The organism is Acinetobacter sp. V2, assembly GCF_001188385.1.
In the GTDB taxonomy this organism is placed as follows: Bacteria; Pseudomonadota; Gammaproteobacteria; order Pseudomonadales; family Moraxellaceae; genus Acinetobacter; species Acinetobacter oleivorans.
On sequence record NZ_JZFB01000001.1, the window covers coordinates 1,269,765 to 1,279,030 of the forward strand.

Below are 9,266 nucleotides of genomic sequence, written 5' to 3' on the forward strand. Positions count from 1 at the left end.
CTTTTTTAAATATTATTTTAAGCCGTGATCGTATTTAAAACGCTCAATATCTCGAATTGAGTTCCAATAGTTTCGATTAATACGGTCACGATCAACTTGTAGTTCTCTTAAAAGCTTACGATAACGTTCACGCTCTTCTGGCTTTAATTTTTCGTTATAAGCACTGTCAGAATATTGCTTAAACTTTTCGTCATAACGATCATATTCATTTTTTGCATTATAGTAATCGGAAGCTGCCTGATAATAAGGTCTTAAACGATTACGCTGCTCAACTGGGCATACATTGATATTGCCACTACCCTCTAAAGCACTATAAAAAATATTTGTTGGCTGGCAATAATACCCTAGACCTTCTTTATACCCACGTTCATATGACTTTTGATCTGGAACAATATTGGCTTTTCCACATGCTTTGTAATATTGATCTAAACGTGGCGATGAACCTTTTGAACCATCTTTCTCACCCACTAATGACCAATTCGCAGTCTTACATTCTTCTACGCTCATTGCAGCACAACCTGAAAGGCTGATTGCTAGAATGGCTAAACCGATATTTTTCATATTAAGAGAACTCAAAAAATAAATTAAAAAAACGCAAAAATAAAATTCCTGTAAACACCCTAAAAGGTCCTGCTCTATTCAAGACTTCAAAAATAAGTGCCTCACTGGATAAGCCTTAAGTTTAAATCAGTTTGACCCTCTCACCAAATTGAAAGGTCATAATTCTTAATATTGTTTAATTTTAAAAAGCAAATTCGCAGAAATTTACTCACTCTTAAACTACCTCTATACACTAATTTTACTTAAAATAATTACCTCAAAAATTAATTACAAGCTTATGATTATTAAAATAAAAAAACCAAAACCACTCATGAATTACTCTTTAATCATTTTACTCTTTTTTTACGCGATTAACTTCCAAGGCTAAGGTAGGATTTTAGCTAAATAACCACCAAGGTTTTTTATAATGAGTACGCATATTTACCCAAGTTTAAACTTACAAAATCCTCACTTTAAGGCATTTAAAATATCAGATGATTTTATTCCTCCAACACAAACTCACATTTTCAATTCCGAGCTTTTTTTAAAAGAGGTTGATGAATATTTAAATTTATATCCTCAGACTCAGCACATTGATATTTGTCTGCACGACTTAAACGGACATATTCGTGGCAAACGGATTGATGTTAAAAGTTTAAAGAATCTCTCTAATGGATGCTATTTTCCACTTTCTGTTTACGCTATGAGCCTAGATGGAAAAGTGATTGAAGAGACAGGTTTAGGAAAATATATTGGTGAACCAGACAGACTTTGCCTGCCCATTTTAGGCAGCTTGCAACCAAGTGCATTATCTCCTGAATTGAATGCTCAGCTTTACCTATCCATGCAAGAAGAAGATGGTTCAGATTGTCACTATGAACCACGCAACATATTAAAAAAACTATTAAATCAGTTACATGCTACCAATTATTTTCCTGTCATGGCTGCCGAGCTAGAGTTTTATCTTTTCTCACCTCAGCATCAGGCTGACACATGTATAGAAAACCAATGCTTTGATATAGATGCGCCAAATAATTATCAACAAGTCCTAGATGAAGTTGAAAAAGCCGCCCTACTACAATCTATTGAAATTACCGCTATTGTTGCGGAATCATCTCCTGGACAATATGAATTAAACCTTCAACATAGCCATGACATTTTGAAGCTATGCGATCAAATTAATGCTTTAAAAAGAATTGTAAAGCAAGTCGCAAGAAAGCATGACTTAACTGCTTGTTTCATGGCGAAACCGAACTTGGCAAAAGCCGGAAGTGGCATGCATTTTCATATGAGTCTGCTTAATCAATATCATGAAAATATATTTAGCTCAGAAGTAGAAAAAGATGAGCTTTCCGTCAAATTACTAAACGCGATTAGTGGACTCATTGAGTTAATGCCTGCATCTATGGCGATTTTAGCGCCTAATATTAATTCTTATAGACGTTTTAAAATTGGTCATCATGTGCCATTAGAAGCCAATTGGGATACCAATAACCGTAATGTCGCAATTCGCATTCCATGCTCAGATGTACAAAATCAACGTTTAGAATATCGTGTTGCTGGAGCCGACTGTAATCCTTATCTGGTTGCAGCGACTATTTTAGCTGGCGTGTCTTATGGCTTATCTCACAAGTTACCACTGCCAAAACCTGCACATCTTTTAAAATTTCAAGACGAGCATATTCTATTAGCCAACACCCAACCAGAAGCCTTAAAAATATTTAAAGGAAGTCTGATTTTAAAAGGATATTTAGGGGCCGACTTTGTAGAGCATTGGTACACAGTGAAACAAGCTGAATATCAAAATATTTACAGCCAAATGACTGAAGCAGAACAACATTGGGATATATAAATAAAAAAAGCTAAAAAACTATAAATCACTTTGCAAACCCTTAGGGAGAAATACCCTAAGGTTTTTTTATATCTAATAATTTTTCTGTTGAGCTAAAAAACGTAATCCAACACCAGGTTCAGTAGCAATATAGCGTGGTTGAATCGCATTATCTCCCAGTTTGCTTCGCAACTTACCCACCAAAATACGTAAATAATGCGTATCTTCCTGATGGGTTGGCCCCCAAAGTTCTTTTAAAAGTTGTGGCTGTGTTAAAAGCTGACCTTGATAGCGCATTAATAACGTCAAAAGTTGAAATTCTTTTCGAGTTAAAGTAATTGGCTGTTGCTCAACCCAAACTAAACGTTGTGTGACATCAACTTTAAGATAACCATCGTCATACACATGTGCTTCTTGCTGAATCGGTTGGTTTCTTAAAATGACACGTATGCGCGCCAAAAGCTCTTGCACACTAAAAGGCTTGGTCATGTAATCATTTGCGCCAGCATCGAGCAGAGCAACTTTTTCATATTCATCGGCACGTACAGATAACACAATAACAGGCACATTCGACCAGCTACGTAATTCTTGGAGTACTTCTTTCCCGTCTAAATCGGGTAAGCCTAGGTCAAGAATAACCAAATCAGCACCTTGGGTCGCCAATGTTTCTAGGCCTTTGTAACCTGTCTCACAGAGCGTGGTTTTGTATTTTTGTGTTCTTAAAGCGATGTCTAAAAATTTACGGATTTGAGGCTCATCATCAATAATCACAATACGTGTTTCTACAGGAGATGTTTCTGAACTTATCATGACTTTACAACTTATTCTTTTACTGGATGAATGGGTAATCTGATTTGAATTAAAGTACCTTTATTTTGGCGTCCTGAAAATGCTTCTATTGTACCCATATGAGCACCAATAATCGCTTTTACGATTGTAAGCCCTAAACCTGTACCAAATTTTCCGCGGTCTCCGCGCTCCATGGTGTAAAACATATCAAAAATGCGGTTTCTTTCGTCTTCAGGTATTCCTGCCCCCCTATCTTCAATTTCTATTTTTACTTCATCTTCTGATGAAAGATGAGCACGAATCATGACAGATTCATCTGGAGGTGAAAAGTTTGCGGCATTTTCTAAAACATTAAAAATAGCTTGCTCTACTAATGCTGGGTGTACATATAAACTAATCGCTTGTTCAGGTAATTCAACCGATACTTGAGTATCTGGTTTATAGCGCTTTAAACGGCGGGTTGCAGAACCAATCAATTCATCCACACCAATCCAGTCTCTTTTTAAAGATAGACCTTCATGCCCTAAACGTGTCATATCAAGTAAGTTTTGAATATAACGGTCTAAGCGTTCGCCTTCTAAATGAATGGTTTCGAGTAAATCCTGTTGGTCTTGTTCTGACATATCAGCTTTAAAATGGGCAAGCGTGTCTGCTGCACCAATAATAGAAGCAAGCGGTGAACGTAAATCATGCGATACCGAAGATAATAAAGCCGAACGTAATCGCTCTGTTTCACTGGTGACTTTTGCTTGTTCAAGTTCATTGACCAATTGGGTGCGAAGAGCTGCTTGTGCAATATACTCAATTACACTTTCCGTCAGTTTCTTTTGCTCAAAATTTAGAGAAACCACATCATCCTTAAAGTAAATTCCCACTATACCTAGGCTATTTTTTTGCTCTAAAAGTGGTAAAAACCACCAGTTCGATTGACTAAGAGTATCGGTAAAACGTCCGCACGGTTGTTGATGTTTTAAGCACCAATCTGCCGCGACTTTTTCTTTATCGCTTAGCTCTATATCGGATGAAATGACTCTATCTTGAATAGAAATCCACACCTTAGTTTGAAGTTGGGTTTCTAAAGTCATTCGACCTGTTTGCATGACTTCTTCAAGGTTCACGGCACTAGAAAGCTTACGTGCTAAGTCTTGCATTACCGTAGTGTAGGCATTTGCTGCCTTTAAGGATAAAACCTGCTGACGTAATTGAGAGGCCAAACGCCCAGCAATTAAAGCTGCCGCAAAAAAAGCAACAACAGTAACTACACCTTGGTGTGCTGAAATTTGTAAGGTAAAACGTGGGGCAATAAAGAAAAAATTATAGGCCAAGAAACAAATAAGAGCGGCTACTACCGCAGCAAGCATTCTAGTTTTCGTTGCTACAATTAAAACTGAAATAATGAAAATGACGGAAAAGTCTTCAATACCTAAGAGAACTTCGGCAAAGTGAGCGATAAAAATACTTACACATGTAACAGCTAAAACAAAAATACTTTCTTTTAATGATAAAAATGATGGCTTTTCAATCTGATTGATCTTTTTAGTACTCTGTTCTGGATGCAAAATGGTTAAAGCAATCGAGTTTTCTTGATTTAATAATTGCTGAGCTAAATTTTTCTTAAATAACTTTAACCACCACGGCGAAATACTTTTGCCAATGACTAAATTGGAAATACCTCGATCAACGGCGGCATCCATTAATACTGACGCAACTCGATGGCCATATAAAACTTCTGTTCGACCACCGAGTTGCCGAGCCAGCTCAAATGCACGATCAATCTCAATATATTCTTTTTTATATGAATTTGCTGAACTCTGACCAAAGTCCAAACTTTTAGCAACATTCACTACAGTCCACGTAGCACCATTACGCTCTGCTAATCGACAACCTGCTCGTACTAAATATTCAGAAGAACCTTGCCCGTCTATCGCAATCATCAATTCATTTTGCAACGAGATAGACTTCAAACCTTTAGAGGCATAGCTCTCTTTTAAATCTGAATCGACATGCTCTGCAACGCATTGCATTGCCAGCTCACGTAATGCTGTTAAATTTGAAATGCTAAAAAAGCCTTGTAATGCCAGATTTGCTTGCTCTGGCACATAGACTTTTCCTTGATGGAGTCTTTCGATCAGTTCACTGACGGGTAAATCAATTAAGCGAATGTCTCGAATACGATCAAATACCCGATCTGGGACCGTTTCATTTACTCGAATCCCCGTAATCTGGTAGACCACATCATTTAGGCTTTCTAAATGCTGAATATTAATGGTCGTAAATACATCAATACCTGCGTCTAGCAATTCATTGACATCTTGCCAACGTCGTTCATGACGACTATTCGGTACGTTACGATGAGCCAACTCATCGACCAAAACAATTTCTGGATGCCGAAGCAGAATAGCATCCAAGTCCATTTCTTCTAATGTATGCCCCTGATATTGCATTTCCTTTCTAGCAATTTCAGGTAAGCCTTCCAAAATTTTTAGAGTTTCTATTCTTCCGTGGGTTTCAACAATACCCACAACAACATCTGTGCCCTGTTGAAATAACTCTTTGGCGCGGGCAAGCATGGCATAGGTTTTTCCAACGCCAGGTGCTGCACCTAAAAAGACCGTTAGTCGACCGGCTTGATATCTGTTGACATGATTTAATAAGGCCTCAGCCTGATTTTCGCGATTGCTTTGCACTTGATATCATCCGGTAAACTAACAACTTTATTTTTAAGTTAATGTGTAGATTGTAATTGATCTAAAGCAATATTGAGTTCTAATACATTAACACGAGCGTGCCCCAATACACCAAACTGCTTCGGTTCAATATGCTTTTGCAAAAGCTCTTCCACAACCTTAGGGTCTACATGACGCGCTTGAGCTACTCGAGCCACCTGTAACTGAGCAGATTCAGGACTAATATGCGGATCAATACCACTCCCCGATTTAGTCACCAAATCGCTTGGAATCGGTGCATTACCTGTGTGATCTTGTTTTTTCACCGCAAGAATCTGAGCATCAATTTGTTGCTGTAGTTCAGGATTAGTACGAGCTAAATTTGTACCTGCCATAGCCATCGGGTCATAAGCGACTGCCGAAGGACGTGGATGAAAATAAGCCTCTCCCACAAATGGCTGAGCGACTAATTTTGACCCTAAAGTTTTATGGTCTATTTCAATCAAACTACCATTGGCCTGATTATTGAATAAAACTTGTCCAGCACCTGTAGCGATAGCACTATAAACAGCACCACAACCCACCAGAGTAAAAATTAATAATCCTAAAGATGCTCTTAAGGTCTGACCCAAATTTGCTTCTGAATTTTGTACATAAGTTTTCATTTCAAACTCCAGATTACAAACCAAATAATTGAACAATCACTACATCAATCGCTTTAATGGCAATGAATGGTAGAACCACACCGCCCACCCCATAAATCAACATATTTCGACGTAGTAACTGAGTTGCAGTTGAAGGTTTAAATTTCACGCCTCGGAGTGCAATTGGAATTAATAACGGGATAATAATCGCGTTAAAAATTAATGCAGATAAAATCGCACTGCTTGGACTTGCTAAGTGCATTACATTCAATACTTGCATTTGTGGAATCGCAGCAGCGAACAATGCAGGCAAGATGGCAAAGTATTTAGAGACGTCGTTTGCTAACGAAAATGTTGTTAAAGCACCACGGGTAATCAGTTGCTGTTTCCCAATCTCAACTACAGCGAGTAGTTTGGTCGGGTCAGAGTCTAAATCAACCATGTTGCCGGCTTCTTTTGCAGCTTGTGTACCCGAGTTCATGGCTAAGCCAATATCGGCTTGTGCTAGTGCTGGTGCATCGTTTGTTCCATCACCGACCATCGCAACTAAACGGCCTTGTTGTTGTTCTGTGCGAATACAAGCCAGTTTGTCTTCTGGTTTTGCTTCGGCAATATAATCATCTACACCAGCTTCAGCAGCAATCGCGGCCGCAGTTAATGGGTTATCACCTGTAACCATAACGGTTTTAATGCCCATTTCTCTTAAACGGGCAAAACGCTCTTTAATGCCGTGTTTAATCACATCTGAAAGTTCAATCACGCCCAATACATGATGTTGATTTGCTACGACTAATGGTGTTGCACCTTTTTTAGCAACTTGTTCAACACGTGCTTTTAACTCTAAATCTTGAGAATAGTCTTCATCTACAAACTTTAAGATTGCATCTAAAGCACCTTTACGAATTTGGTCACCATTCGGTAAATTCACACCGGAAATTCGAGTTGAAGCACTAAAAGAGATAAATTCGGCTTGCTCAGGTTCTTGCTGTTTTAAACCTTGCTCTTTTGCTAACTTAACAATCGACTTTCCTTCTGGTGTTGGGTCGGCTAGTGAACTCACCCAAGCAGCAGCTCTCAACTCAGACTCGGTTACCGAAGTTAAAGGATAAAAAGAAGTCGCTTGACGGTCACCATAAGTAATGGTTCCTGTTTTATCGAGTAACAGCACATCAATGTCACCCGCAACTTCTACCGCTTTACCTGATTTCGCCAAAACATTGGCTTTGAGGGCACGGTTCATCCCTGCAATACCAATCGCAGGTAACAAGCCACCAATGGTTGTAGGAATCAAGCAGACCAATAACGCCACGAGCACAACTGGATCAAGTTCAATATGCAAATACTTGGCAATAAATGGCAGGCTAATCACGACAATTAAAAACGTGATTGTCATCACCATTAACAAAAAGCCAAGTGCAATCTCATTCGGTGTTTTTTGGCGATTTGATCCTTCAACCAAAGCAATCATACGGTCTAAGAAACTTTGACCAGATTCAGCAGTCACTTGCACAACAATACGATCTGTAAGTACTTTGGTTCCGCCAATAACACCTGAACGGTCTGTTCCAGCTTCACGTAGCACAGGTGCTGACTCACCTGTAACAGCCGATTCATTAATAGTGGCAAAGCCTTCTACAATCTCACCGTCGGCTGGAACAAGCTCACCTGCATGTACTTCAATAAAATCATTTAAATGAAGTTCAGTCGCTGCAACTTGAGTCGCTTGACGGTCTGTCAAAGAGTTGAGTCTTCGAGCCGTTAAATTTTCTCTTGCTGCACGTAATGAAGATGCCTGCCCACGGCCTCTAGCCTCTGCAACTGCTTCGGCATAATTAGCAAATAAAATGGTAATAAACAGAATTGCTGTAACCACTAAACCAAATAACAGCGTGGTGTAACCTAAGATTGTACTAATGCCTGTAACCACTGTTCCAAGCCATACAATTGCCATCACAGGGTTTTTAATTGCATGCTGCGGTAGCAGTTTCACAAATGCATTTTTCCAAACTTCAAAATTTGGCACTGCCATGGTTTGTTTATGGCTATTTACATGAGTTTGTGTATTCATTTTCACTCGCCTCCTTAGCCTTTAACCAACAAAAGTTGATCGGCAATAGGCCCAAGGACAAGAACTGGCATAAATTGTAATAAGGTAAGCAACACAACAATCGTAATCAGCGTTAAAGCAAAGGTTGGAGTTTCAACTTGAAGACTACCTGCTGTTTCGGGTGCTTTTCTTTTTGCTGCTAAACGTGTCGCAATCATTAATGGCAAAATTAATGTCGGAAAACGTCCTAACAGTAGAGCGATACTACAAGTGACATTCCACCATACAGTGTTGTCTCCAAGACCTTCAAAACCTGAACCATTGTTGGCAAATGCAGAAACATATTCGTAGAACACTTGGCTAATACCATGTGGTCCTGGATTACTAATTCCAGATATGCCTGGAACGCTGAGGCTTAATGCGGTGAATGCAAGAATGACTAAAGGTTGAATCAAGATAATAATCGCGAGCAATTTAATTTCTGCTGCTTCAATCTTGCGCCCAAACAATTCAGGGGTACGACCTATCATTAAACCTGCAATAAATACTGCAAGTAATAGATAAATCATAAACTGTTGCAGACCACAGCCCACACCACCCCAAATCGCATTGATCAACATGTTGATGAGTTCGACTAAACCAGTAAGCGGCGCAGAAGAATCATGCATCATATTGACCGAACCGTTATTCACCTGCGTAGTGATCGCTGCCCAAACTGCTGATGCGGCTGGTCCAAAACGTTGTTCTTT

The 9,266-nt window shown here is 39.1% G+C and carries 7 protein-coding genes; 1 reads left to right on the forward strand and 6 read right to left on the reverse strand.

Going from position 1 to position 9,266, the window contains the following annotated elements; genetic code table 11:
• Nucleotides 1–12: 12 nt before the first annotated feature.
• Nucleotides 13–561: a DUF2799 domain-containing protein gene (locus tag UC75_RS05815; RefSeq protein WP_049836997.1), complete on the reverse strand. Its 549-nt coding sequence runs from the start codon at nucleotides 559–561 to the stop codon at nucleotides 13–15.
• A gap of 406 nt (nucleotides 562–967) precedes the next feature.
• Between UC75_RS05815 and UC75_RS05820 the strand changes: the two genes are divergently transcribed.
• Nucleotides 968–2,392: a glutamine synthetase family protein gene (locus UC75_RS05820; protein WP_049836998.1), complete on the forward strand. Its 1,425-nt coding sequence runs from the start codon at nucleotides 968–970 to the stop codon at nucleotides 2,390–2,392.
• Between the two features lie 72 nt (nucleotides 2,393–2,464).
• Here UC75_RS05820 and UC75_RS05825 read toward each other — a convergent pair whose 3' ends face one another.
• The 5 genes from UC75_RS05825 to UC75_RS20335 form a co-directional block, all read right to left on the reverse strand.
• Complete coding sequence (locus tag UC75_RS05825; RefSeq protein WP_049836999.1) at nucleotides 2,465–3,181, reverse strand: response regulator; 717 nt, start codon at nucleotides 3,179–3,181, stop codon at nucleotides 2,465–2,467.
• 11 nt (nucleotides 3,182–3,192) lie between these two features.
• Nucleotides 3,193–5,847 (reverse strand): sensor histidine kinase, encoded by a 2,655-nt coding sequence (locus UC75_RS05830; RefSeq protein ID WP_049837000.1) that lies wholly within the window; start codon nucleotides 5,845–5,847, stop codon nucleotides 3,193–3,195.
• A 38-nt stretch (nucleotides 5,848–5,885) separates the two neighbouring features.
• Nucleotides 5,886–6,491: a potassium-transporting ATPase subunit KdpC gene (kdpC, locus tag UC75_RS05835; protein ID WP_049837001.1), complete on the reverse strand. Its 606-nt coding sequence runs from the start codon at nucleotides 6,489–6,491 to the stop codon at nucleotides 5,886–5,888.
• Nucleotides 6,492–6,504: 13 nt separating this feature from the next.
• Complete coding sequence (gene kdpB, locus UC75_RS05840; protein WP_128825138.1) at nucleotides 6,505–8,544, reverse strand: potassium-transporting ATPase subunit KdpB; 2,040 nt, start codon at nucleotides 8,542–8,544, stop codon at nucleotides 6,505–6,507.
• A gap of 8 nt (nucleotides 8,545–8,552) precedes the next feature.
• On the reverse strand, nucleotides 8,553–9,266 hold a 714-nt coding region (locus UC75_RS20335), incomplete at its 5' end, for a potassium-transporting ATPase subunit KdpA (RefSeq protein WP_228137113.1).

Coding starts and splice junctions, on each gene's coding strand:
- kdpC (WP_049837001.1), bottom strand. CDS start 6,491: ATGAAAACTTATGTACAAAATTCAGAAGCAAATTTGGGTCAGACCTTA.
- UC75_RS05815 (WP_049836997.1), bottom strand. CDS start 561: ATGAAAAATATCGGTTTAGCCATTCTAGCAATCAGCCTTTCAGGTTGT.
- UC75_RS05820 (WP_049836998.1), top strand. CDS start 968: ATGAGTACGCATATTTACCCAAGTTTAAACTTACAAAATCCTCACTTT.
- UC75_RS05825 (WP_049836999.1), bottom strand. CDS start 3,181: ATGATAAGTTCAGAAACATCTCCTGTAGAAACACGTATTGTGATTATT.